This window comes from bacterium (genome assembly GCA_024226335.1).
Lineage (GTDB): Bacteria > Myxococcota_A > UBA9160 > SZUA-336 > SZUA-336 > JAAELY01.
Genome location: JAAELY010000277.1, coordinates 1 through 24,145, shown reverse-complemented (window position 1 = coordinate 24,145; position 24,145 = coordinate 1). Strand labels below are relative to the sequence as shown.

At 62.1% G+C, this 24,145-nt stretch carries 21 protein-coding genes and 1 tRNA gene; 14 read left to right on the top strand and 8 right to left on the bottom strand.

Annotated features, from left to right (window positions below; translation table 11 throughout):
• Positions 1 to 211: 211 nt before the first annotated feature.
• Entirely contained in the window at positions 212 to 1,279 is a 1,068-nt protein-coding gene (locus GY725_14975) for a Gfo/Idh/MocA family oxidoreductase (protein ID MCP4005493.1), read from the bottom strand.
• A gap of 98 nt (positions 1,280 to 1,377) precedes the next feature.
• On the bottom strand, positions 1,378 to 2,475 hold the full coding sequence (locus GY725_14970) for a DUF4388 domain-containing protein (protein ID MCP4005492.1): 1,098 nt from the start codon (positions 2,473 to 2,475) through the stop codon (positions 1,378 to 1,380).
• Between the two features lie 100 nt (positions 2,476 to 2,575).
• Here GY725_14970 and GY725_14965 point away from each other — a divergent pair, with 100 nt between their 5' ends.
• Positions 2,576 to 4,114, top strand: a complete 1,539-nt coding sequence (locus GY725_14965; protein ID MCP4005491.1) for a carboxylesterase family protein — start codon at positions 2,576 to 2,578, stop codon at positions 4,112 to 4,114.
• Between the two features lie 33 nt (positions 4,115 to 4,147).
• Here GY725_14965 and GY725_14960 read toward each other — a convergent pair whose 3' ends face one another.
• Positions 4,148 to 4,837 carry a PEP-CTERM sorting domain-containing protein gene (locus GY725_14960; protein ID MCP4005490.1) on the bottom strand — a complete coding sequence of 230 codons (690 nt, stop codon included), beginning with the start codon at positions 4,835 to 4,837 and terminating at the stop codon, positions 4,148 to 4,150.
• 488 nt (positions 4,838 to 5,325) lie between these two features.
• Between GY725_14960 and hisE the strand changes: the two genes are divergently transcribed.
• Together hisE and hisG are read left to right on the top strand one after the other, a co-directional pair.
• Complete coding sequence (gene hisE, locus GY725_14955) at positions 5,326 to 5,661, top strand: phosphoribosyl-ATP diphosphatase (protein MCP4005489.1); 336 nt, start codon at positions 5,326 to 5,328, stop codon at positions 5,659 to 5,661.
• Entirely contained in the window at positions 5,651 to 6,514 is an 864-nt protein-coding gene (hisG, locus tag GY725_14950) for an ATP phosphoribosyltransferase (GenBank protein ID MCP4005488.1), read from the top strand. The genes hisE and hisG overlap by 11 nt, the downstream gene beginning before the upstream one ends.
• Before the next feature lie 3 nt (positions 6,515 to 6,517).
• Here hisG and GY725_14945 read toward each other — a convergent pair whose 3' ends face one another.
• Together GY725_14945 and GY725_14940 are read right to left on the bottom strand one after the other, a co-directional pair.
• On the bottom strand, positions 6,518 to 7,156 hold the full coding sequence (locus GY725_14945) for a redoxin domain-containing protein (GenBank protein ID MCP4005487.1): 639 nt from the start codon (positions 7,154 to 7,156) through the stop codon (positions 6,518 to 6,520).
• Between the two features lie 51 nt (positions 7,157 to 7,207).
• Positions 7,208 to 9,496, bottom strand: coding sequence for a thiol:disulfide interchange protein (locus GY725_14940; protein MCP4005486.1), 2,289 nt, complete (start codon positions 9,494 to 9,496; stop codon positions 7,208 to 7,210).
• A gap of 86 nt (positions 9,497 to 9,582) precedes the next feature.
• Between GY725_14940 and trxA the strand changes: the two genes are divergently transcribed.
• The 4 genes from trxA to GY725_14920 all read left to right on the top strand — a co-directional run bounded on the left by trxA (position 9,583) and on the right by GY725_14920 (position 12,699).
• The gene (trxA, locus tag GY725_14935; protein MCP4005485.1) at positions 9,583 to 10,449 is read left to right on the top strand and encodes a thioredoxin; all 867 of its coding nucleotides are present in this window, start codon (positions 9,583 to 9,585) and stop codon (positions 10,447 to 10,449) included.
• The gene (locus GY725_14930; GenBank protein MCP4005484.1) at positions 10,446 to 11,306 is read left to right on the top strand and encodes an SDR family oxidoreductase; all 861 of its coding nucleotides are present in this window, start codon (positions 10,446 to 10,448) and stop codon (positions 11,304 to 11,306) included. The genes trxA and GY725_14930 overlap by 4 nt, the downstream gene beginning before the upstream one ends.
• Positions 11,303 to 12,589, top strand: coding sequence for an MFS transporter (locus tag GY725_14925; protein ID MCP4005483.1), 1,287 nt, complete (start codon positions 11,303 to 11,305; stop codon positions 12,587 to 12,589). Before GY725_14930 ends, GY725_14925 begins: the two co-directional genes overlap by 4 nt.
• Before the next feature lie 33 nt (positions 12,590 to 12,622).
• A tRNA-Val gene (locus tag GY725_14920) sits at positions 12,623 to 12,699 on the top strand.
• Positions 12,700 to 12,709: 10 nt separating this feature from the next.
• Here GY725_14920 and GY725_14915 read toward each other — a convergent pair.
• Complete coding sequence (locus tag GY725_14915; GenBank protein MCP4005482.1) at positions 12,710 to 13,747, bottom strand: LLM class F420-dependent oxidoreductase; 1,038 nt, start codon at positions 13,745 to 13,747, stop codon at positions 12,710 to 12,712.
• A gap of 88 nt (positions 13,748 to 13,835) precedes the next feature.
• On the opposite strand from GY725_14915, the gene GY725_14910 reads away from it, so the two are divergent.
• The gene (locus GY725_14910) at positions 13,836 to 16,295 is read left to right on the top strand and encodes a DUF87 domain-containing protein (protein ID MCP4005481.1); all 2,460 of its coding nucleotides are present in this window, start codon (positions 13,836 to 13,838) and stop codon (positions 16,293 to 16,295) included.
• 12 nt (positions 16,296 to 16,307) lie between these two features.
• Here GY725_14910 and GY725_14905 read toward each other — a convergent pair whose 3' ends face one another.
• Entirely contained in the window at positions 16,308 to 16,961 is a 654-nt protein-coding gene (locus GY725_14905; GenBank protein ID MCP4005480.1) for an enoyl-CoA hydratase/isomerase family protein, read from the bottom strand.
• Positions 16,962 to 17,118: 157 nt separating this feature from the next.
• Here GY725_14905 and GY725_14900 point away from each other — a divergent pair, with 157 nt between their 5' ends.
• From GY725_14900 to GY725_14875, 6 genes are all read left to right on the top strand, one after another.
• Positions 17,119 to 17,736 carry a VOC family protein gene (locus GY725_14900; GenBank protein ID MCP4005479.1) on the top strand — a complete coding sequence of 206 codons (618 nt, stop codon included), beginning with the start codon at positions 17,119 to 17,121 and terminating at the stop codon, positions 17,734 to 17,736.
• A 46-nt stretch (positions 17,737 to 17,782) separates the two neighbouring features.
• Complete coding sequence (locus tag GY725_14895; protein MCP4005478.1) at positions 17,783 to 18,376, top strand: hypothetical protein; 594 nt, start codon at positions 17,783 to 17,785, stop codon at positions 18,374 to 18,376.
• A 36-nt stretch (positions 18,377 to 18,412) separates the two neighbouring features.
• Entirely contained in the window at positions 18,413 to 18,595 is a 183-nt protein-coding gene (locus GY725_14890; GenBank protein ID MCP4005477.1) for an acyl-CoA/acyl-ACP dehydrogenase, read from the top strand.
• A 92-nt stretch (positions 18,596 to 18,687) separates the two neighbouring features.
• Complete coding sequence (locus tag GY725_14885; protein MCP4005476.1) at positions 18,688 to 19,581, top strand: ferritin-like domain-containing protein; 894 nt, start codon at positions 18,688 to 18,690, stop codon at positions 19,579 to 19,581.
• A gap of 225 nt (positions 19,582 to 19,806) precedes the next feature.
• Complete coding sequence (locus GY725_14880) at positions 19,807 to 21,327, top strand: tetratricopeptide repeat protein (GenBank protein MCP4005475.1); 1,521 nt, start codon at positions 19,807 to 19,809, stop codon at positions 21,325 to 21,327.
• Between the two features lie 29 nt (positions 21,328 to 21,356).
• On the top strand, positions 21,357 to 22,616 hold the full coding sequence (locus GY725_14875; GenBank protein MCP4005474.1) for a FecR domain-containing protein: 1,260 nt from the start codon (positions 21,357 to 21,359) through the stop codon (positions 22,614 to 22,616).
• Positions 22,617 to 22,710: 94 nt separating this feature from the next.
• Here the strand turns inward: GY725_14875 and GY725_14870 are convergent, their stop codons facing one another.
• On the bottom strand, positions 22,711 to 23,898 hold the full coding sequence (locus GY725_14870) for a VWA domain-containing protein (GenBank protein MCP4005473.1): 1,188 nt from the start codon (positions 23,896 to 23,898) through the stop codon (positions 22,711 to 22,713).
• Positions 23,899 to 24,145 lie beyond the last annotated feature (247 nt).

The following is a 24,145-nucleotide window of genomic DNA, read 5'->3' as shown; positions in this document are numbered from 1 at the left end:
CAGGGAGGATTCGAGCGAGAAGCGGGAGTCGCCGCCTGAGCAAGAAGCGTGATCCGATCGCAGATCCGTAGATCTGCAGAGGGTTGCGCGATGCAGCGCAGGCGGATGCATCGCGCTTCGCAGCCGCAGCCTCCCTGTGCAGAGGTTCCCTAGCAGGTTGTGGAAGCTCACCGGGCCGGGATGCGCGGCGTCTTTCGGGGCGGCGGTCCGGTCAGAATCCCAGTTCGCTCAGTTGGACCGGGCGGCCTTCGCGCACGGAACGCTCTGCAGCTACCCCGACGGCGACGGCTAGTGCGCCGTCCTCAACGCTGACGATCGGCTTGCCGTCCTTCCTGATTGCCTCCAGGAAGGCCATGTGTTCGAAGAACGTCGAGCCGTGGTGCGCGCCCGCATGGCGAACCTCGCGATCGACGCTCAGCTCGATATTCGTTTGATCGCGCGAGTCGCGCCGCGTTAGAATCAATTCGTGGGCGGGGATGAAGGCTTCGATCTTTCCTTCGCTGCCCGTTGCCGCGATCTCCATTTCGTTCTTCGAGTTCTCGGCGAACATGCAGAGGTCCAGTAGGGCGCGCGCACCGCCGTCGAAATCGACGATCGCAAAAGCGTTGTCGAGGATGTCGGGCTGCCGACCGCCGTAGCGCTCGTCCAGGTGGTTTACGTCGTGACCGCCTGAGGCGTAGACGCGGATCGGGCGCTGCTCGGTGATCAGGTTCATCAAGTCGAAGAAGTGACAGCACTTTTCCACCAGAGTGCCGCCAGTGTTCTCGGCGAAGCGGTTCCAGTCATCGACCTTGGGCAGGAAGGGATAGCGATGCTCGCGGATTGCGAGCATTTTCAACTGGCCAATACTGCCGGCGCCTACTTCGTGGACCAGGCGTTCCACGGGACGCATGAAGCGGTACTCCATACCCACCCACACGATCCCGCGATGTGAAGCGGCCGCTTCTACGACGCGCATGCAGTCGTCGATTTTCGTGCATAGCGGCTTTTCGATCAGCACGTGCTTGTGCGTCTTGAAGACTTCGCTCAGGATTTCTGCGTGCGTGAAGTTCGGACTTGCGATGATCACGGCGTCGACTTCGGCGTTCGCAAGCAGGTCTCTGTAGTCCTCGTAGGCCTGCGCTTCCGGTGGCGCGACCAGCCTGGCCCAGCGTCGGCTCTCCGCATTGGGGTCCGCAAAAGCGTTGACCTTGGCGCCTGGCACGAGCGCGAGGTTGCGCAGGTGCTCCGTGCCCATCAGTCCCGTCCCGATCACACCGTAGCGAACTGGTTCTTCCACTCTGTCTCCTGTTCCGCGCGCCCCGTTCGAGGCTTCGAGATCACGACAGGATACCGGAGATTTGGACCCAGCAGAATTCGTTTGCTTCCGCAGTACCGCTACAAGGTGTTGATACGGAGCAGTCCCCGTTCGCGCAGGCCGTCGAGCGCGGAATAGATCTCGGCGTCGAAGTCCGCCAGTCGATCGAGCAGGTCTCCAATTCGATTCCAGCCTTCGGCCACACTCGACAGAATCGTGTTTTGGAGCTTTTCCAGGTCGTCGCTGGTGTCGAACATGCTTTCGAGATCGAGTTCCACGCGCTCATGGCTTCCCCAATCTCTCAGGTCCAGACGGCTGAGTTCATCGAGTTGAGTCATGGCTTCCATCACGGCCCCGTAGATCGGCACCGCGGCGACCTGTGTGCAGGCATCGTCGATGTCGTCGATGAACTCGAATTCGCCGTCGTTCCAGCTGAAGAGGCGGGCCAGCGCCTTTACTCCCGAGGCCCGACCCAATCGGGCGTGGACAAGGCTGCCAGAAGCGAATCCGACCGTGCCGTGTTGGTTTCCGTTGTCCAACGTCAACAAGCCCCGGTCGGCGCAAGAGGAGAACATCTGCACGAGATTTGCCATTCCCAATGTGGCGATGGGGCCGGTGATCGCGTCCGGGTTGCGCATGTGTTTCGCCGATGGGACGCTCGAAGCGGTCGCGGGGGTTCCTGTGCTCTCGGTGCCTTCTTCGGAACTGTCCCCGACTTCCCTCCCGCACGAGCACGCAGGGCTGCGAACTGACGAATCCTCGAGTTTACGAGTCGCTTCTCGCGCGGGGGCCGGGCGCCGAACCGGGTCGGAGGCTTCCCTGGGATGCTCCGTCGTGAGCGCGAGATCCGCAATCTCGATCAGGCGGTCGTGCACTCCGGCGGGGGTCGCTACGAATTGTACGGCCACACCCGGTGCGCCGCCCGAGTCGCGGGATTCCGCTTTGACAAGGCGTACGACCTCGCCTTCGAGCGGTACGCGCTCGCTACTCCAGGCAAGCTCCAGGATCACATCGACCAGTTCGCGCATCTCGAAGTCATCTTCACTCGCAATGAAGATTCCGCCGTTCGAGATGTTTTTCCTGAACTCCTCCCGGAAGACTTCGAGGCTCTCGAACAGCCGGACGAGGCACTTCCGTCGCCCAGAGTGCGCCGGTTCCATCTGGCTGGAGTAATTCACTGAAATAGGGGCTCCCGAGTTGTCCTATCGGACACTTGACGAAGTGTATGAATCCGGGGTGAGGACTGTGGCAGACTCGTGGGAGAAGAAGGGAGACTTGTTGGGCAACCCGCGCGCAAGCACACGGCAAGGCGTTCTCGAAGGCCGCTTCAGAAGAGGCGTATGCCAGTTTCGCGGAGTTCCCTACGCGGCTGCGCCGCAAGGTGAGTTGCGCTTTCGGCCTCCGCAGCCGGTCCCGCCCTGGAGGGGTACGCGCGCGGCTACTGCCTTCCGTGCAGCCGCACCCCAGGCCCTGCCCGAATCCGGGCTGTTGCGAACGCTCACTACGCCCTTCGGTGTTCGGCACAGTGAAGACTGCCTGTATCTGAACCTCTGGACGCCCGCGACAGACAACCGACGCCGTCCGGTACTCGTATGGATTCACGGTGGCGCGTTCGTGCTCGGATCGGGTTCAACTCGTTTCTACTCCGGTGCGCCGCTTGCGCGGCGCGGTGACGCCGTGGTCGTGACCATCAACTATCGCCTCGGGGCCCTGGGTTTCCTGCAACTGCCGGGCAGGGGAGATCAGTCACTCTCTAATCTGGGTATCCGGGATCAGATCGCTGCCCTCGAGTGGGTGCGGGACAACATCGAGGCGTTCGGAGGTGATCCCGAGAACGTCACCGTTTTCGGGGAATCCGCGGGTGCGATGAGTGTCGCCACCCTGCTCGGAATACCGAGCGCAAGGGGATTGTTTCGGCGCGCGGTTCTGCAGAGCGGAGCCGCCCACAATATTTCCAGCGAAGCCGATGCGCAGCGCGTGGTCGATGTGTTTTCAGGCTTCACGGGCGTGGATCCAACGCTTCAGAACCTGCAGCGCCTGTCCGTGGTCGAGATCATTCAAGCGCAGCGGAAGACCCTGCTGAAGTTGCCGCTGATCGGTGGGCAGCTGGCGTGGCAGCCCGCTCTGGATGGAGATCTACTGTCGGAATACCCGCTCAATGAGATCCGCAAGGGTAGTGCGGCTTCGGTCGATGTGATGATCGGCACGAACCGCGACGAGTGGAAGCTGTTCATGCTCGGCGACAAGAAAGGGCACCGGCTCGACGAGGCCGGTCTAATGCGGCGCTTTACGCGTGCGCTCGAAACCAAGACCGAGGCGGACCCGGAGTTGTTATCGCGCGCCGCTGACGCCTATCGCTCCAGTCACCTGGGGACTGAGCCACACACTCCTCGTGAACGCTGGGTTGCCTTTCAGACAGATCGCGTGTTTCGCTATCCAGCGGCTGCACTCGCCGATGCGCACGCCTCAAACTCTGGCCGAACATTTGCCTATCAGTTCGCCTGGTCGCCGCCAATGCTGGAGAGGCGAATCGGCCCCTGTCACGCGCTCGAGATTCCATTTGTGTTCGGAACTCTTCGCGACGCTGCACTTCGTCCGCTGGCGTCTCTGGCGGGTCGCAGGGCGCACAAGCTATCTCTGCGCATGCAGGATGCATGGCTGATGTTTGCTCGCACCGGCGATCCCGGCCACGAGCGTCTGCGCGAGTGGCCGGCCTACGAAGCAGGGAATCGCGTCGCAATGATTCTGGGTGCCGACCACGGTGCCGATCCCATGACCTTCGAGCAGGCGTGCGGGTTTTGGGGCGACGTCATCTGAGGGCGGGATCTTCTCCCAGGGCCGGTTCCTGAATCAGCGCCTGGAGCGGCGCAGTGCGAGACCGCTTGCGAGTCCGAGGCCGATCAGGCCAAGGACTGCGGGCTCGGGAACCTCGGTCGGCGTCAGTTCGAACACGAAGTCGGCGACCAGGCCGGTTTCCATGAAGTCGTAGTTGTCCGCTCCGTCGTGCTCCCAGAAAAGCCAGCCCGTCGCACCGAGGCAGGCTTCGTCTGAATGACACTTGTGCTTCGGGAACGCACCGATTCCGAGTTGCAGAGGCATGGAGCCATCGGCGGGCGCTTCGAACAGGTCGATCACATCCAGAGCGTCGGCCTGATTGCGAAGTTCGGCGCCGTGAGAAATCAGGTGGTAGTAGTCGAGCGTCGGCTGGCCGACGAATCCCGCGTCGTGCTGGAAGAAGACGTTCATGTCCCAGGTCGAAGCGTGGGCGCCCGGCGCGCCACCGTCGACTTCGACGACGCTGATGTCGCCGTGCAGAAGGGCGCTGCCATCATCGAAGAGGTCGAAGTAGACCGTGTTGAAGTGGAAGGTGACGACATCGTTGCCACCAAATACTCCATCCATACGAAGCCCGTACGTCGGAGGTGCCATCCAGCCATAGGCGTCGCTGGCTTCGTAGCGAATCTGCAATAGCTTGGCGGAAGCTGGACCAGAAAAGACCAGCAAAACCAGAGCTGCGCACAATGCGGCCAGCCATTTCATCTCGATGCCCCTCCAAAGAATGCGGTATGCCTGCCTCTTGGGAACGCGTGAGCGCTCCGGATTCGAACCACAGACCTCCCTTCCCAAACAGGACATGCGATTCCTAGACTAACCCACAGGACAAGAATCGCTTCAGCTGAGGGCGGTTTCGAGAATGCCGAAATCAGCCAGAGCAACGCTTATCGATATGGTGGCTTAAACACCCCGCTGGTGTCACGCGAAATAATGCGAAGAAAACGCGAGAGTTCCGGAATCCGATACACGCTCGTATGTGCATTTTGCGAGTTTTCGAGGCAGCTTCCCGCTATCGGGGCCCGGGCCGGATGGCGGAAAGTCGCTGGCCTGGAACCGGCAGGCGTGGTATCTGCTGCTGCCTCTAGATCCCTCTCCGGCCCGCTGACGCGATCCGGGCGGGCCGGATGAATCGAGGTTCTCTGTCATGAGCAAGGCGAAGACGCTTCCAGGGTCGCAGGTCGGAGGACGAGCCGATGAGTTCTGAGATTCTCGATCGCCTGGCCGAGGTCGTCTCTCAGCGGGCAAGACACCGTCCGACGGGTAGTTACGTGGTCTCCTTGCTGGACGGCGGCACACCGGCCATCGCGGCGAAGCTCAGAGAGGAGACCGAAGAACTCATCGAGGCGGCGGGCGCAGACGATGCGGACCACACGGCCCACGAGGCCGCGGATCTGCTTTTCCACCTCTGGGTTCTGCTGGCTGCGTGTGAGTTGCCGGTCCAGCGGGTTTACGAACAACTGGAGCGGCGTTTTGGAACGAGTGGGTTGGCCGAAAAAGCCGCCCGCGAGGGAGATGGAAGTGCTGAGTGAGGACGGGCTTCGAATCGCGATTCCTTCGAAAGGGCGACTGCGGGAACCCTCACTGAATCTCCTGCGCCGCGCCGGACTCGAGTTCCGGCTCTCCGAGCGTCGCTTGTTCGCTGTGTGCAACGACACCCAGACGCGCCTGATCTTCTGCAATACGCAGGACATTCCGCTGCTGGTCGCCGAGGGGGTGGTCGATCTCGGCGTGACCGGTAGTGACCAGGTCGCCGAAAAAGAAGTCGACGTCATCGAGCACCGCAAACTCGGTTTTGGGCGCTGCCGCGTTGCGATCGCGGCGCACAAAGACGCTCCGTTCCGGAATGCTGCGGATCTTTCGGGTCGCGTGATCGGCACCAAGTTCCTCAACCTGGCCCGCCGCTACTTCGAAGCTGAGGGCGCAAAAGACGTGCATCTGCTCGAAATTCAAGGCGCGGTCGAGGTCATGGTGCTGCTCGGTCTGGTGGACGCGATCGTCGAAGTGGTCGAGACGGGAAACAGCCTGGTCGAGAATGACCTCGCTGAGCTGGCCGAGGTGATCCAGGCCGAGGCCGTGCTGATCGGCAATGCACACCCTCGGGACGTCGCAGCCCGGGACCTCTTGCTGCGTCGGATGGACGGCGTACTGGTGGCGTCGCGCTACTCGCTTCTCGAGTACAACTGCCCGGCCAGTCAGATTGCATCCGCGACCCGGATCACGCCGGGTTTCTCCTCACCTACAATTCAGCCACTTCAGAATGAAGACTGGCTCTCGGTGAAGGTGTTGGTCGAAAAGGATCGCGTACACCGGGTAATGGACGAACTCGAAGAACTCGGTTGTGCTGCGATTCTCGAGACAGAGTTGCGCCACACCCGGCTGTAGCGGTTATCGACGCTCGTACTTGACACTGCATCCGTACGGCTGGGTCGAACCCGGATCCGGAGTGCTGCCGGCAAGTAGCGAAGAGATGCCCTCATCGACGTAGTTCCTGGGTGACTCAACGCGCCCACGAGGATCGTTATCGATCGCTCCAGCGTAGCGCAACAAACCCTTGGGCCCGATCACGAACATATGCGGTGTCGTGCGCGCTCCGAACAGACGCCCGAGCGTGCCGTCATTGTCCTGCAGCGTCGGGTATTCGAATCCCTGGGAATCGCGCCACGCGACCGTTTCCGCGGCCGTGTTGGAATGCGTCGAGTTGACGGCAAGCCAGGTCACGCCCTTGGCGCCCAGCTTCTTTGCGAGCTTTTCCATCGCATCTTTGCGGTAGTGTCGGGCGACGAACGGACAATTGGAATTCGTCCACTCCAGGACCACGAGTCTGTCGCGGTAGTCGGCCAGCCTGTGTTCGACGCCATTTTCGTCACGCGCCCTGAAATCGGGAGCGGGCATTCCGACGGCGGCTGGGCCGGCCAGGGTGCGGCTTTTCGCGAGGTTTTCGGCGCGGCTGGAAGTCGCGTGCAAGGCGAGCGTCAATGCTAGGCCGACGGCGATGATGCCCAGCAGGATGTGAGAGAGCTTCATGAGAGTCCTCCTCGGAAGGGTTTCACCCGCTTCCGACGTTGAGCAGCGCTCTCAGCTTCGATTTGCAGCCCGGGTTCCAGCGGATCGGAAAGCGTCGATCAGCAGATCTACGGTCAAGAGTTCCGGCAGTAACTTCGGCTGTGATGGGTTGCGCGGGTCATAGACCAGGTACATGGGGACTCCGGCGCGGCCGAAACGGGCCAGTTCCCTGCGAATCTCCTCGTCCCTCAGGGTCCAGTCGGCCTTGAACGTGGCGATGTCGTGAAGCTGCAATTCGTCCGCAATCCGCGGGTCCGTGAGCACGACGTGCTCGTTCACCTTGCACGTAAGGCACCAGTCTGCAGTGAAGTAGACGAAGACCGGCCGACCCAGCGCGAGCTCCGCCGCAATCGCCGCCGGAGCAAAGGGGCGCGCGCCATCTGCGTCGGCGCTCGCGGGCGCGTTAGCGTCTGGCGCTGCGATCGGCTGGAGAGGCAACCATGCGAGGGCAGCCAGCGCGAAGCTGCTCAGCAGCAATGCGGTCCCGGGAGCGCGTCCGTCCTCGCGCGTCTCTTGCACGGCTCCGAAGATCCAGGTCGCGACCCCGAGCAGCATCAAGAAACCGAGCAGGAGAATCACTCCGTCGGAGCCGAGGCTGCGCCCCGCCACCCAGAGCAACCAGACGACCGTCGCCAGGAGGGCGAAGCCCAGACCCGCGCGCAGGTGAAGCATCCAGGCTCCGCTCTTCGGAATCAGTCGTGCCCATCCGGGTACCAGCGTGATGGCCACAAACGGTGCGGCCAGTCCGAGTCCAATCGCCAAGAAGACCGAGAAGATGACCGGCGGGGAACTCGCGAAGGCAAAACCCACGGCGGTGCCGAGGAAAGGGGCGGAGCAGGGTGTTGCAACGACGACCGCGAGCAGACCTTCAAAGAAACTGCGTCGCAGACCCGATGCCGCGTTTCTTGACGTCAGCCCGGTTCCCGCGGAGATTTCGAACACGCCGAACAGATTGAGAGCGAAAACCAGCAACACGCCACATATCGCAGCGATGAAGATCGGTTCCTGAAACTGGAAACCCCAACCGACCGCGGTACCCGCGGCTCGCAGGCCGACCACCACCCCGGCCAGCACGGCCATCGCAACGAGAATGCCGATCGTATAGGCGGCGCCGTGGGAAAGGACTTCGCGGCGGTCCTCGTGGGCGCGCTCGGCGATTCCGAAAACCTTGATTGCGAGCACCGGCAGAACACAGGGCATCAGGTTCAGGATCAGACCGCCGAGCAGTGCCAGCAGGAACGCCTGCCACAGGGGAACAGCGGCTGCATGGTACGGAGCGGTTTCCGGTTCGAGCCAGGGGTTGTCAATCGCCACGACTTCGGTCCCGGCCGCAGCGCGGGGTAGGGCCAGGTCGATCTCAATCAGCACGGGGGCGCCGTTCGAGTTTTCGAGCACGGCCACTCCGGCAAGGCGTTGTTCTCCCGGGTGTTCATCGGAACTCGCCGTTCCCGCCAGCGTGAGGATCAGTCCGTCGGCAAACGGATGTCTGCGCGTACCGGTTACCTCGAGTTCGATCGACTCGACACGGTCTGGAACGAAGGCCTCGCTGCTGTCGCGCATGGCTGGGCGCAGACCGCTGCAGGTCGCCGAGTCGTCCTCGCACACCAGGGAGATCGCGGCGCGGAAACGGTCGTCGGGACGGATTGCACTCTGCGAGTAAAGCGCATCGGCCGTCAGCCCATGTTTTTCGACCGGTACGGGCACGCGCGCATCCCACTCGGAAAACGCCTTCAGCGTGGCGGGATCCGCCGCCTGCGCCTGCTCCGCGACGGGCAGTGCGCGTCGCAGTGCAATGCTGCCGGGTATGCACTGCACCTTGCAGACCAGGAAATCGACGTCGACTGCGAGGTCGAGTGTTTCACCGGCGCGCGCTTCAAAGTGCGCTTCGCTGCTCAGCAGAACTGAGTCGGAATAACCATAGGTAGTGATGAAACCATCCGCTTCGCGGAACACGTGCGGCGCGGGCCAGCGGATGGCTCCGACTCGGGCTCCGGGAGTCTTCCAGTCCAGTCGGGTCGGGAGTCCGGACTGGCCCGGATTGCGCCAGTAGATGTGCCAGTCGCGATCGAGTTCGAAGAGCACGCCGACGCGGACGCTCTGGCCGGGTGCGATGGCCGCCTGATCGACCAGAAGTCGGGCTTCGACGCGAGCGTTGCCGCTCTGCACGGCCCCGGAGCCGAAGGCGCCTTCCGGTACGTCGGGTGCCGCACGGACCGGGAGGGCGGCGAAGGCCGCGATCAGCCACAGAACTGCCGCGAACCCGGTGATACCGGGAAACCGCCTGTCTGGAACTCTCTTCATCTTGGACAGTCTATCGGACGCAATGCGAACCTCATCATTTCCAGGTGGCCTCGACGGGCATCGGCGGATTGTGGCAGTTTCGGGTCATGGCCAACGCGACCTGGATCCTGAATGTGAACGAAGCCGATTTTGAGCGCGAGGTGATCCAGCGATCGCACCAGACTCCGGTGGTCGTCGACTTCTGGGCTCCCTGGTGCGGCCCCTGTAAACAACTGGGGCCGATGCTGGAGAGATTGACGCAGGAGCATGCCGGTGAGTTCATTCTCGCCAAGATAGACGTCGATCAGGCGCAACAGGTTTCAGCTTCCCTGGGTGTTCGCAGCGTTCCCACCGTAGTCGGCTTCAAGAACGGCGAGCCTGTCGCCGCCTTTCAGGGGTTGGTTCCCGAAGCGGATGCAAGGCGTTTCCTGGCCCAGTTGCTGCCGAGCGAGGCCGACGAGCTGGTCGCCGAGGCCGGGCAGTTTCTCCAGGCGGGAAACACCTCAGCAGCCCAGGAACGTTTGAACGACGCGCTCGAAAAACAGGCCCGCCATCCGGGTGCGCTCTTTCTTCTGGCTCGAATCGATGCGGAGGCGGGCGAATTCGAACAGGCGCTGCGCCTGCTCGGTCGGATTCCCGCCGATGCGGCGATCGCGCCCGATGTGGAGCGCCTGGCCGCCGAGTTGCGCACACGCCTGGCGGCCGGGGGTGTCGAGGGTGAAGACACGCTTCGGGCGCGCATCGGCGCCGACCCGGACGATCTTCGAGCGCGACTCGAACTCGGTCAGTTGCTGAGTGGAGGCGGGCGTTACGAAGAAGCCCTCGAAGTCTTGATCGAGGTCGTGCGACGCGATCCCAGGTACGAAGACGAGGCGGCGCGCAAGGCGATGATCGACGTGTTCGATGTTCTCGGAGCTCAGAATCCCACGGCTCAGAGATTCAGGTCGGAGCTGGCCAAGCTCCTGTTCCGATGACGGAGAGACTCGACGGCAAGACCTGCCTGATTACCGGTGCGACCGGCGGCATCGGGCTGGCGACTGCGATCGAGCTCGCGCGTTGCGGAGCGAAACTCGTCTTGTTGTGTCGCGATGTTAGACGCGGTGAGCGGGCGCGCACGGTGATCGAGGCCGAGGCCCCCGATGCCGAGGTCGATCTCTTGAGTGGTGACCTTGCATCCCTGGACCAGGTGCGGGTTGCGGCGCAGGCGTTTCTGGCGAGCGCGAAGCCTCTGCATATCCTGATCAACAACGCGGGGATCGTGAATCTGCGTCGCGAGGAGACCGTGGACGGAAATGAGGCCACGTTTGCGGTCAACCATCTCGCACACTTCCTGCTGACGAATCTGCTTCTCGAACGCATGATCGAGAGCGCGCCTTCGCGCATCGTCAATGTATCTTCCGATGCGCATCGCGGTGTCGGGGCTTTTGATTTCGACAACGTGGATGGACGGCAGAGCTACGGCGTGATGCGCGTGTACGGCCAGAGCAAACTTGCGAACCTTCTGTTTACGCGCGAACTTGCGCGGCGACTCGAGGCTCGCGACGTAACGGTGAATGCGTTGCATCCGGGTCTGGTTTCGACGCGACTGGCCGCCAACAACGGATGGTTGGCGAAGCTGGTCTGGGCACCGCTGCGGCCGTTTGCGCGCAGTCCCGAAAAGGGAGCGGAGACGTCGATCTATCTGGCGCGCTCGACGGAAGTAGCCGAAGCCAGCGGTGGTTACTATTACGACTGCAGGCTCCACGAACCCCGCCCCGCAGCTTTGAACGACGCGGATGCCCGAAAGTTGTGGGACTTGAGCGCGAGCCTCGCGAACACGGCGGCCGATTGAAGCATTCCGAAGCGACTTCTGAACCCGCTCAGACCGCTCCACCCCTCGATGCTTCGGAACGCGCTCGCGGCCGACGAATGGCGGTCGCAAGTCATCCGTTCGGGATGACGTTCTGGGATGTCTTCAGCGAGAAGATCCCCACGCTCGCGCTTCTATCGCTGGGTGCAAGTGAGGCGGTCGTGGGTCTGCAGAGCGGACTTCCCCATTTCATGCAGGTGCTCCAGCTTCCCACTTTGCGCTGGATCGGACGCGTTTCGAAGCGGCGCATCCTGCTCCTGGGTCAGCTCGTGGCGCTCGCTGGAGGCGCACCGCTGCTTTTCTTCTCGAGCCTTGCTCTGCAAGAAGAGAGTCTGGCGATCGCGGTCGTGCTCGCCAGTATCGCGATGGTCGCGGCGGGTCTGCGCGTCGGCAATACCGCGTGGTTTCCGATCCTCAACGGCTTCATGGAACCGGGGCGAACGGGACGCTTTTTCGGAACCATCCGTTCTGTCTGGCACGGTGCGCTGATCCTTTACTACCTGGGGTCGCAGTTCTGGTTGGGCGCGCATCCCGGCGACTTTGGCCCGGTGTTCGCGGGGGCCTGGGTCTGCGGTGTGATCCGGGTGGGCTTGATTGCGCGCCTGCCCGAGCGCAGTGAGCGAACGGGTGTTGCGATCCGCGTGCGAGATGCCTTCGGCGTGTTGCGCGAGCGACTCGATTTGCGCCGCTATCTCTCCGGGGTCATCTGGTTCGGCGCCTTGCGCAAGGCCAGTGGGACCTTTGCGATCGTCATGCTCCGCAGAGAGGTCGGATTCTCGGACGCCGAGCTCATTCTCATGACTCTTGCGGTCTTCGCGGGGGGCTTCGTGTCACTGTATCTCTGGGGACGGGTGGCCGATCGTCTTGGACCGGTTCCCGTGTTCATCGTCTGCTCTGTGGGTGCGGGCATTCTATTGCTGCCGCTACTGGCCATTCGCGAACCCGGGCCGAGTGCATTCGCGCTGGCGATTGCGGTGTTCTTCGGGCGTTCTGTGTTGTCCGCTGGATTCGGAGTGGCCGATACGAAGCTGCTTTTCCACCTGGCGCCGTCCGATGCGCCTGCGCGCACGCTGGTGATCGCGGGCGTCACCACCGCCGTGATCTCGAGTCTGGTACCGGCCCTGGTCGGAATTGCCCTGGGTCGGCTTCTGGTTGGGGCAAGTGCGCCGCTCGAGGTCTACGCGGGGTTCTTTTCGCTCACGGCCCTATTGCAGGCGGGTTCGTTCCTGCCCCTGCTGAGATTTCGCTCGCGGCCGCTATACTAGCCGCCGCTCCTCCGGCTCCGGCCGGCAGGCTCCGGACGATTAGCTCAGCTGGCTAGAGCGCCGCGTTGACATCGCGGAGGTCACTGGTTCAAGTCCAGTATCGTCCACCACTTGCGCCGCTCAGTTCGAGCTTTTCGCGAGATCTGCCATCAGCTCCATGGCCCGCTCATCCCCTGTGGTGAGGGTCAATCCGGTGACGCCGGCGTCGAGCCACTCACGAAAGCGCTCGCGAATTCGCTGCGGTGGGCCGAGCAGGGCGCCCTCATCGATGTATTCGTCGGGTACCGCTTCGGCCGCTTCCGTCTTGCGGCCGGCCAGATAGAGTTCCTGAATGCGAGCGGCGGCTTCGGGGTATCCGCGACGGACCATCATGTCGTTGTGGAAGTTCTTGTTCTTGTGCCCCATTCCGCCGACATAGAGCGCGATCATCGGTTTCGGGGCCTGCAATGCAGCTCCGATGTCGTCGGTCACGATTACGCTCGTCATCGCCTGGATTTCGAAGTCCTTCCAGCTCTTGCCGTTGCCCGCGCGCCGGAATCCTTCCTCGATCACCGCGCGATACTCCTCGAGGGTTCCGGGTACGAAGCCGAGCGGCATCCAGCCGTCGGCGATTTCGGCGGTCAAACGCACATTCATATCGGTGCCCGTACCGAGCCAGATCGAGATCTCGGGATTCATGTGCAGAATCGACTTCAGCGGTTTCCCGATTCCCAGCGAGCCTTCGCCCGTAAACGGGAGGTTGAACTCACGGCCGGCGTGTTCGACGGGCTCTTCGCGCTTGAAGATCTTCTTCATGATCTGCACGTAATCGCGGATTCTCCAATAGGGTTTTCCCCAGGGTTGCCCGTACCAGCCTTCGACGATCTGCGGTCCCGATACGCCCAGCCCACAGATCACGCGGCCCGGTGCCAGTTGATCGAGCGTCCCGATCTGCATTGCGGCCATCGCGGGTGTGCGGCCGGCGAGTTGGATCACTGCGGTGCCGAGCCGGATGCGCTCCGTGTGCGCTGCGATCCAGGCGAGCGGCGTGATCGCATCTGAACCATAGGCCTCTGCCGTCCAGACCGAATCGAAACCCAGCCGTTCGGCCAGCTGAACTCGCTCGATCGGAATCTGCAGTCTCGGTCCGGAGTAGCCGAGCATCAATCCGAGCTTCATCGCGCCACCTCGCATGCAATTCGTCTAATCTAAACACGTGAAGGCGTTCGATCTCCAGTTCGCTCGATACACGCGCAGGACTGAGACGATTGGGAGGATTGGCTTGAGCGCGGATTTCGAAAAACTCGGAGCGTTTTATCTCGGGCGCGTCTTTGACCCGGAAGCGGGAAAGCTCAAGGACGAACTGCTGCTGTACGACTCCAAGGACCTGACGACGCACGCACTCTGCGTCGGCATGACTGGCAGTGGCAAGACCGGACTGTGCATCGGGCTTCTGGAAGAGGCCGCGATCGACGGAATTCCCGCTCTCGTCATCGACCCCAAAGGCGATCTTTCGAATTTGGCGCTCACCTTTCCCGGCTTGAAGGCCGAGGCCTTCGAACCGTGGGTCGACCCCGGGGAAGCCGCGCGCATGGCGATGACCGTCAAACAGTACGCAGGGCGTATCGCCGAACTCTGGAAGAAGGGACTGGCCGAGTGGGGCCAGAGCGGAAAGCGCATCAAACGCTTTCGCAATTCGGCCGAAGTTGCGATCTACACACCGGGAAGTCGAGTCGGCCGACCGTTGTGTGTGCTGCGCTCGCTGGCCGCCCCATCGGCCGCCGTGGCGGAAGATGACGATGCCCTGCGCGATCGGGTTCAGGCGGCGGTTTCCGGTTTGCTCTCGCTCCTGGGGATCACAGCCGATCCGATCCGCAGTCGAGAACACATCCTCTTGTCGAACCTGGTCGATCGCGCATGGCGCGAGGGGCGCGATCTCGAGATTGCATCGCTGATCGCCGAGATTCAGGTGCCGCCCTTTGAACGTCTGGGCGTCGTGGACCTGGAGTCGTTCTTTCCCGCCGCAGAGCGATTCGAACTCGCCATGAGCTTGAACAGTCTCCTCGCTTCACCGGGCTTCTCCGCCTGGATGGAGGGCGAACCTCTCGATGTCGGCCGGTTGCTCTACACGCCCGAAGGTCGGCCGAGACTCGCCGTGCTGTCGATTGCACATCTGTCGGAACGCGAACGCATGTTCTTTGTGGCGTTGCTGCTCAACGAAGTGGTGTCGTGGATGCGCTCACAGCCGGGGACTTCGAGTTTGCGCGCGCTGCTGTACATGGACGAGGTGTTCGGTTACTTCCCGCCCACAGCGAACCCCCCGTCGAAGATTCCCATGCTCACCCTGCTGAAGCAGGCGCGTGCTTACGGACTGGGAGTCGTGCTGGCGACGCAGAACCCGGTTGATCTGGACTACAAGGGGCTTTCGAACTGCGGCACCTGGTTTCTGGGCCGGTTGCAGACTGAGCGCGACAAGGCGCGCGTGCTCGACGGACTGGAAGGAGTGGCTGCAAGCGCTGGCGGGAATTTCGATCGTCAGCAGGTGGATCGCATTCTGTCCGGGCTCAAGAGCCGGGTGTTCCTCATGAACAACGTGCACGAAGACCGTCCCGAACTATTTCACACGCGCTGGACACTGTCCTATTTGCGCGGGCCACTGACCCGCGAACAGATCCGTCTTCTGTCCCCGAAGAAGGCTGCCAAACAGCCTTCCGCCAGACAGTCTTCCACCCGGCACCCTGTCACGGAAATGGGTGTCGCAGCGCAGTTGCCAGAACCCTCGGATGCATTCGAACGAGCGCTACTCCCGCCCGAGATCGAGGAGTACTGGTTGTCGCGTGCCCCCGGGAAACCCGGCTCCGGAAGGCTCGTCTATCGACCGGCGCTGCTCGGTTTGGCAAGCCTGCACTATGCCGACGCGCGTTCGAAGTGTGACTACTGGGAGAACGCGCATCTTCTGACTCTGCTCAACGACGACCCACCCGCAAATCCGTGGGATGGCGCAGAACGACTCCCGGGTCTCCCTGTGCTCGAAGACGATCCCGTAGCCGGTGCGAGCCTGGCCGACCTGCCTGCGGCCGCCACTCGGGTCAGGAGTTATGCCTCGTGGCAGAAGCGCCTGAAGTCAGCCGCCTATCGAGACTTGCCGCTGACGCTTTTTCATTGTTCGGAGCTGAAGACCTACTCGCAGCCAAAGGAGGAAGAGGGCGCCTTTCGCGGCAGACTCGCTCTCGCTGCGCGCGAACGGCGAGATCTGGCCGTAGAAAAGCTGCGTCGGAAATTTTCTCCCAAACTGGCCCGTCTGGACGAGCGCATTCTGAGGGCCCAGCAGCGTGTCGAGCGCGAGCAGTCGCAGCACAAACAACAGAAATTCCAGACCGTCGTTTCTGCAGCGGCCACGGTTCTGGGCGCGCTCTTCGGCCGCAAGGCGTCGAGTGTTGGCAGAGCGGCAACCACGATGCGCGGAGCGGGGCGCATTTCGCGCGAAGCCGGTGACGTCGAACGCGCGAAGGAACTCCTGGAAGAGTTGCGTCGGAAGCTCGACGAGCTGGAGGAGGAATTCGCAGACGCGACTGCGACGGTCGCGGAAAACGTCGATCCAGCGACCCTTCCGCTACAGGAGCGCCTGATCCGGCCCCGCAAAGCCGATCTGTTGATCGAGCGCGTCGCACTCGTGTGGACTCCCTGGAGCGTTACTTCCGAGGGGATTGCCGAGCGGCTTTTCTGACGCGGTCCCTTTTCAGGAAGCGAACAGGAGGGGTTGCCGGACCAGGAATTGACGCTTCGTCTCCGCGGGCAAGCCATCGGGAAGTGTCGCAATCGAAGAGGCCAGTTCGCGTGCAGCGTCGAGCAGGACTTCGGGTTCGTGAATTGCATTGACCAATCCGATGGACAGAGCTTCTTCACTGCTGTACGGACGACCGGTCAAGCACATCTCGCGCGCGGGTCCGGTGGGCATGACTTCGCGCATCAGGTCGTAGGCGGCCGCCGCCCCGAACCGCACCTGGGGTTGTCCGAAAACTGCTGTTCGCGCGGCTATGCGCAGATCACACATGGCGGCGAGATCACACCCGCCACCGAGGGCAGCGCCGTTCACGGCGGCAACCAGGGGTTTGGCGAACGTGTAGACGCGATCGTGGTATTCGACCGCGTCGGAGAAGACTTCGGCCATTTCGTTTCCTGCGAATTCCGAGCGATCAAAGCCCGCGCAGAAGACCGGGCCGGCGCCGGTCAGGATCACCGACGAGACGCCTTCGTCCTTTGCGAGCGCGTCGAGTCGCGAGATCAGCTCCTCACGTAAGGCCCGGGAAAGGGCGTTGCGCTTGGCGGGTCGGTCGAGAGTGAGTACCGCGACGCCGTCGGATCGCTCGAGTCGGGTGAGGGATTCGCTCATTTCCGGGGACCTCCGATCACTATGCACCTGACCACTATCACGGTCTGGCAAACAATCAAACCCGGGGCGACGAAGGCCAGGGTGCACGGGTCTGGTACGAACTGATTGGTGATAGAGTGATTCGCAGGCCGGAAGGCTGCAAGCAGGAGGTGAGAGCATGGGGAAGCATCAGAACGAGGAATTCGAACTCAGGGGAATCAACCACCTCGCCCTGGTCTGCAAGGATATGGCGCGCACCGTCGAGTTCTACACACAGGTTCTGGGCATGCCTTTGACCAAGACGATCGATCTCCCGGGCGGCATGGGGCAGCACTTCTTCTTCGACATTGGAGGTGGAGATGCTCTGGCGTTTTTCTGGTTCCCCGAGGCACCGGAGGCATCTCCCGGCATCGCTGCGCCGAAGGAATTTCCGGGCGGCTCGCATACCAGCGCGCATGGTTCGATGAACCACGTCGCCTTTGACGTCCCGGCCGAGAAGATCGACGAGTACCGCAAGCGCCTGATCGACAAGGGCATCGAGGTCACCGAGATCATCAATCACGACAACTCGCCCATGCAGGTGAGCGCGGACGTGAGCGACGATGTATTCGTGCGTTCGCTCTATTTCTTCGATCCCGACGGGGTCTTGCTCGAGTTCGCCTCCTGGACCGCTGAACTCACTGCCGCAGATGTTCGACATCGGGGAGCGACATGGGAAGATCGCCACCGCTATCTGGAAGAACAGGAGAAGTTCAAGGCGCAGATCGAAGAGATGCGCCGCAAGCGCAAGCGTTGAGCAGAGCGTTGCGAATCTCTGCTTTCTTTCTGAAAGGAGATGAGCATTGAACGACGATGCCGCTTTCTCGTCCTTTCCGACCTTGCTGCCCAAACCCCTGGATGCTCGTCCCGTGCGCCTGCTCGAGCTATGCGCCTGCCAGGAACAACTGGCCCAGGGCTGTGCCGGGACCGCAATTGGCGTGAACATGCATATCTTCGGCGTGGGCTGTCGGTTGTTTGATCTCCAACGGGAAACTCCCGAGGTTCGGGCCATCGCGGAACCGATGCTGAAAACGATGGGGGAGAACAAGTCCATTCTTTCGGGCTCGTTCAGCGAGACGGGTGTAACGGGGGCCTACCTCCTGCCTCAGACCACAGCCACGAAGACCAATGGCGGTTGGCGAATCAATGGCAGCAAGGCCTACAACTCGAATGTTCCGGCCGCCGACGTGAACGGTGCTCTGGTTCGTGTGGAAGACGGAGGCGATACACCGCGAGTTGCCATGCTGATGTTGCTGAAGGATACCGAGGGTGTGGTCTGTCGCGGCCAGGAGAGCTGGGATGCCGACTTCAACGATGTGTTTATTCCAGATGCGGCCAGGCCGCCGATTCAACCCGCGAACACCGTGTTTGCGAACATGACTTCATTTGGTGCCTGATTCGGCGTCACCCTTTCGTCTGGCAACAGTCTGAAGGTGGTCAGTTTTGCGATGGATATCGCCGGTGGACCCGGCATCTTCCGAAAGATGGGACTCGAACGACTGTTTCGCGATGCGCGTGCGGGCAAGGCGCACCCACCTGCCGATATGATGGCGCCGGAGTCGATCGGGACGTACGAGCTCGGCATCGGGCGGGGCTTTCGCCCGCGCTGGGGCTAGCCGATGCGCCTCGCTTCGAGTTCGGGGGGCGGATGGCCGCAGCCCAAACAGTCGCGCTGCCTGCTATCATGGCCTTTGGAGGATCACACTAAATGTCAAATTTTCTCAGTGCATACTCGATTCAAAACTGGCTCGAATCCTGTCCTCAGGGCTACCTGGAGGAGACGGAGTTCGGCCATGAAAAGGGCGAAAGCGAGCCCGAATTCATTCTCGACAATCCCGTACTCCGCGATGAGTCGGTGCGAAACGTCGTGCAGTTGGTCGTTGGTGAGCGGGCGGCGCTGGCGGCATCCTCGGGCCTGATCAATCTGGCTCCGGACCACGAGAGCAAGCGCTTCCTCGCCACGCAGACCTTGGACGAAGCGCGTCATGTCGAGATCTTCACGCAGCGCCTGCTCGATCTCGGAGTGCGCAAGTCAGACCTCGAGGCGACCATCGCCGAGCACGCCAGCCCGGATCTGGCGAATTTCGCTGCCGTGTTGCTCGAGAAGGTCGAGAAGGGCGACTTCCTGGCCGGTGTAGTCGGGCAGAACATCGTGCTCGAAGGCCTGGCCTTCACGGTATTCGAGTTCAGTGAGGCCACGAACCGCGGCGTGAATCCCAAGTTCGCGCATACGCTCCGGGGCACGATTGCCGACGAGCGTCGCCACGTGGGTTTCGGTGAGAACCGGATCGGCTCACTGATCAAGGAACAGCCCGAGCGCCGTGACGAAATCCAGGAGATGCAGAAGGAGATGACGGGCCATATGCTCAAGGTCTTCACGCGTCGCAGCGGGGATGACACGGCCGTCAAGGAAGCTCGCCGCGCGACCCAGGAACAGATCGAGAAGATCGGCGGGTTCGACGAGCCCGTGATGTTCCAGGGCCAGGATCTGCGCAAGCTCGATCAGGAGAAGGCGCAGGGGCTTCTGACTGGCAGCATTCTGTCCGAGTTCAAGGTTCGGCTGGGTCGCATCGGCCTCGAGTACCAGGACCCGGCTTCCTGAACGAAGAAACTCCCGGTGCTCTAGCCGAAGGCGCAGCATCGGGTCCGCAAGATTGCCGAGTCGATTCGGCTCTGAAAACGGCCGGGGTCCGCAGGGATCCCGGCCGTTCTTGCGTCCGGGTTGCGTGTTGCTGAGCTATTTCCCCCATCAGAACTGTCGCACTGTGTCTCAAGTCCTATGTCCCGCATTACGAATAGTTAGTTAGGACGAGACTCTGGGGGACGGGTGAGGGGCATCTTGTGGACCGTTCTGGTCTTGAGCTTTTCCGCTCTTGTGAATTCGCTCGGCTGGGCCGGGGAGATGCCCGAAGATCCCGAATTCGCGCAGCTCGAAAGTGCTCTGTCAGCGCATCCTGACGATCCGGATCTGATCTGGGCCAAGGCGATGGCGTTGTCGAAGCTGGGCAGGCCGAAGGAAGCGGCGGCCGCGTTCGAGGTCTTCGTGGCGCGCTGGCCCAACAGGCGCCCGGATGGGATTTTTCAGCTGGGCCGAGCTCTGCACGAGGCCGGTCGCTACGAGGAAGCCCTCAAAGTGCTGGCTCGCGCGGTAGACGAAGGTTCTGAACCGGGACCGGCTCATTTCTACCGCGGTCTTGCGCTGAGGGCTCTTGGCAGGACTCGAGAGGCCTCGGGTGCGTTCGCTGTTGCGCACTGGTACGAGCCAGAGCTGAAAGCTCAAGCGCTGCTGATCGAGGGACTGGATTCGCTCGCGCGCCGCGAAGATGAACAGGCGCGAAGGATGTTGATGGAAGCCGCAAGTCTGGATGAGACCGGAGAGATCGCGCGGGTGGCGAAGGAAGCGCTCGCCAAACAGCCTCTTCGCGATACGCCCCGGCGCCTTAGTCTGTTTGCCTCTGCGGGATTCGAGTCCGATTCGAATGTGACTCTTGAGAGCGATCAGCTGCCGGGTTCGACGACCAGCGAAGACGACAGCAAATGGCTATTGGGGGCGGGTTTCCGTTACCAGGCGTTCAAGACACCCGAGGCCGGTTTGGCCCTGGGGTACCGTTTCAACCGGTCCGAGCACGAAGATCTGGAAGGTTTCGACTCTGTCAATCACATGCCCTTCATGACCGCGACCTGGCGCGTGAAGCCGCGGGTCAGCCTGCAATTCGACGGGTTGTACGTGGCGAGTCTGCTGAATACCGAGCGCTACTCGCGTTCGCTCACCGGACAGCCGAGTGTGCTGATCGAACTCGGGCCCCGGGCGGGTGTGCTGCGCATCCACGGAGAGTTGACCCGTCGCGGCTATATCGACGAAGCGGTGTTTTCGTCGCTGGAGCGCAGCGGCCTGACGATGTCGGGAGGCTTGACCCAGTATTTCGCTCTGCCCTTCGGCAAGGACGCTTTTGGAGCTCTCGGTGGATCGTTTTCGAAGACGCGCACAGGAGCTTCTACAGATCTGCTCGGCTTTCGCGGCGACTACGACCGAGAGCGCTCTTCGGCCCTGGCCCGCGCGATCGTGCCTTTGCCGCGCGACTTCAAACTCACGGCTGCGATCACGGTCTCGCGCGAGATGTACGACAACGACAACCTCGTGCATTCCTTGACGGATGAAGGCGTCGGCACGTTCGATCGAATGCGTCGTCGCGACACGATCTTCGATAGCCGGCTCGGGATTTCCTTCAAACCTCGGAAATACATCGAGATGGAATTCGCCTGGCGCTACAGCCAGCAGATTTCCAACGTCGATACCTATGACTACGAACGACACGTCCTCGGGGTCTACCTGAAGACGGAGCTTTGAAAACCCAGAGGGGACCGGAGGTAATCGAGATGATGCAATTCGCCACATTCGGGCGAGCGCTGTATGCGAGGTCTGCGCTCGCGATCTGCGCAGCGCTCATGTTCACGGCGGCTAGCCCGAATTCTGAGACCTACCTCGAAACCGTGATGGGCGAGGTGGAAATCGGTACTGGTGTGCCTCCCATCTGGCGCGCCGCAAAAAACGGAGATCACCTCGGACCCTATGACACGGTTCGAACGGGTCCGGACGGACGAGTCCAGGTTCACCTGGCGACCGGCAGCCTGCGCCTGTACCCGAGTTCGGTCTTGCGCCTGGCGACGGATCCGGGTCAGCAGGGGAGCGAACGCGTGCGTCTCGAGCAGGGAACGTCGCTATTCGACGTGCTCAAGCGAAGCGGTGACGATACTTTCGAAGTCGAGACCCACGATGCGGTCCTGGTCGTGAAAGGCACGCGCTTCTCCGTGGCGGTTGAGCCGGATCACTCGAGCATGGCGGTGTTTCGCGGCCTGGTCGGTGTGCGCGGAATTGATCGGGCGATCGAGAGCGAGATCCTCGTGCGCCCGGGCTTTGCGGCCATCGGCGGTGGCGAGGTGCCGATGGAACTGGTCGTGAACGGCAGTGCCGATCCCTGGGAGGGCTGGTCTCAGAAGATGAGCGCACCGGGGACCCTCAAGCCCAAGACGCAGCCGCCCGCGCGTATGGCAGTCGATATGGCCAAGGCCCATGCGCTGCAGACTGCGCGGCCGGAGATTGTCGAGCACGCCAAGCAGCGACGAAGCGTCCGGATGGACTCGAAGCCAGGGTCTGCGAAGAAGACCTTACCAAGAACCGCGGGTGCTCAAGCTGAGACGGGTCAGAAAAATGCCGGAGCCAACGGACAGGCGATGGACGAGATGATGGGCAAGTCGAAGGGGTCTCTGAAGAAGATGGCGCTCAATGTGAAGCAGGAGCAGGACTCCCGCCTGGCGGAGAAATTGGAGCACAAGTTCGACGCGGTTCAGGAGGCGGGTTCTGAGGGTATGGAGCAGATCCAGGAAGAGTTCGCTGAATCGGTTGTCGCGGGAGAAACGGGCGGCGGTGGCGGAGTCAATCTCGAGATCGAAATCGTGAACTCGAGAGTCAAGATCGCAGGCGGCAGCTTCGACGAAATCGTGTCCAATGGAGATCTGCAGAGCATGCTCTCGACCGGCACGACGACGTTTTCAGCGAATCTGATGCAGCTTCTCGCGAACCAGGGCACCGATCCGATGCAGTTTGCGGCGATGCTTCAGCAGATGCTGGGAAATTAGTCCTGAACCCACCGGGTCGCTGCTGCGACCCGGTGGGTTCCCGGGCCGTCGTGAGCGGAAACTCAGGGCCGAAGAGGCTCTTCGCGTACGGCCTCTATTCGTCCACTTCGACCTTGATGTCCCGTTCGAGCTTCTTCCGCTCTCGGGCTTGCTCCATCTCGCGCTCGACGGCCATGCGCACGGTGCGTTCGCGCATCAACTCCTTCATGAATTCGAGGCGACGGTTGGCGCGCTCGCGGTCGGCGTCGTTTTGCGGGATTCGATGTTCGTAGTGAACGGTTCGAGTCATCTCGGTGAGAGCTCCGCTCGGGCCGCGTGCGCGGAATACCAACTCGTTTGGTCCCGGCGTCAGACGCACGAACGCGCCGAAACTTCCATCGCGCCATACATGTGTCGCACGCGCCAGCGCGCCGGTCGTGGCATTTTGCACCTCGACGGCTGCGATTCCCTGTAGATCGAGGTTGGGTAGAGCGTCTACGATGGTTGCCGGTTCGTCGATTGATGCGTAGGCGCCGTGCCCTACGTGGGCAATCTCCTTCAGCGTTCCACTATCCGCTTCTGGAATCGACAGACCCACGGTGTAGATGCGGATGCCGCGCTCTGCGATCTCGAGTGCGGCCTGCACCGCCTGTACGGCGGCTCGAAGCTGTGGCGGAGGCGCGGTGGGCACGCCGTCGGATAGCAGGACGATGGCGCGATCGCGCCTGCCTCCACGTGGGTGAGGGGCGCCACCGAGTGCATCGGCCGCGACGCGAATCGCCTTGGCCATGTTCGTTCGGCCGGTCGGGGTTTCTCGTCCGATGAACTTCAGCGAGGTCAGAAGCTGTCCAGAGGGTGAGCCAATACTCGAGTGGATGATCGCGCTGTCCGCGAACGACACCACCCCGAGGCGGATGCGATCCGGATCGAGCTTGGCGGCGAGTCGGCGCACGGCTTCGAGTTCTGCGAACAGAATCGAGTCGGCAGGATCGCTTGATCCGAATGGATTTCGAAGAAACGAACCGAGGCCGCGTCGGTAGCGGAATCCATAGCCGCCCACATGGCCATCGCTGTTGAGATCGGCCCCAGACGAGTTGCGGGTGCTCTTGGAAGCATCGAGCACGATCACCAGATCCAGGGCGCCCCGGCCCACGGTTCCGGCCCTTCCCCGGACCTCGATCAGCGGAACGGGCCCCGATTCGATGGCATCCGCATGGGGTTGCTCTACGTCGATCCATACATCTTCAGCGTGCACGGGTCCCGCTGCGATGGCGATTGCGATTCCCAGGAGCGCGAAGGTCATCAGTCGCATTCTGGTAGGGAAGCGAATTTTCGGCGCCAGTCCAGGAAAGGCCCCCGCAGCCCGGAGATTTCGAAGCCGTTTCTTCAAACCATCAGTTGTGGTCCGAAGAATGTACCTGGCACGGGGTGTGCGTAGTGACCGGGAATGCGCGAACTCCCGACCTGTCCAAAGCCGCCCTTCTGCCCCAACCCAGAGTGTGATTTCCACCGAACTTCGCAGGGTTGGAAGTTCATCAAGAAAGGCTTCT

Coding starts and splice junctions, on each gene's coding strand:
- GY725_14960 (MCP4005490.1), bottom strand. CDS start 4,837: ATGAAATGGCTGGCCGCATTGTGCGCAGCTCTGGTTTTGCTGGTCTTT.
- hisE (MCP4005489.1), top strand. CDS start 5,326: ATGAGTTCTGAGATTCTCGATCGCCTGGCCGAGGTCGTCTCTCAGCGG.
- GY725_14945 (MCP4005487.1), bottom strand. CDS start 7,156: ATGAAGCTCTCTCACATCCTGCTGGGCATCATCGCCGTCGGCCTAGCA.
- GY725_14940 (MCP4005486.1), bottom strand. CDS start 9,496: ATGAAGAGAGTTCCAGACAGGCGGTTTCCCGGTATCACCGGGTTCGCG.
- trxA (MCP4005485.1), top strand. CDS start 9,583: ATGGCCAACGCGACCTGGATCCTGAATGTGAACGAAGCCGATTTTGAG.
- GY725_14930 (MCP4005484.1), top strand. CDS start 10,446: ATGACGGAGAGACTCGACGGCAAGACCTGCCTGATTACCGGTGCGACC.
- GY725_14915 (MCP4005482.1), bottom strand. CDS start 13,747: ATGAAGCTCGGATTGATGCTCGGCTACTCCGGACCGAGACTGCAGATT.
- GY725_14905 (MCP4005480.1), bottom strand. CDS start 16,961: ATGAGCGAATCCCTCACCCGACTCGAGCGATCCGACGGCGTCGCGGTA.
- GY725_14900 (MCP4005479.1), top strand. CDS start 17,119: ATGGGGAAGCATCAGAACGAGGAATTCGAACTCAGGGGAATCAACCAC.
- GY725_14885 (MCP4005476.1), top strand. CDS start 18,688: ATGTCAAATTTTCTCAGTGCATACTCGATTCAAAACTGGCTCGAATCC.
- GY725_14875 (MCP4005474.1), top strand. CDS start 21,357: ATGATGCAATTCGCCACATTCGGGCGAGCGCTGTATGCGAGGTCTGCG.
- GY725_14870 (MCP4005473.1), bottom strand. CDS start 23,898: ATGACCTTCGCGCTCCTGGGAATCGCAATCGCCATCGCAGCGGGACCC.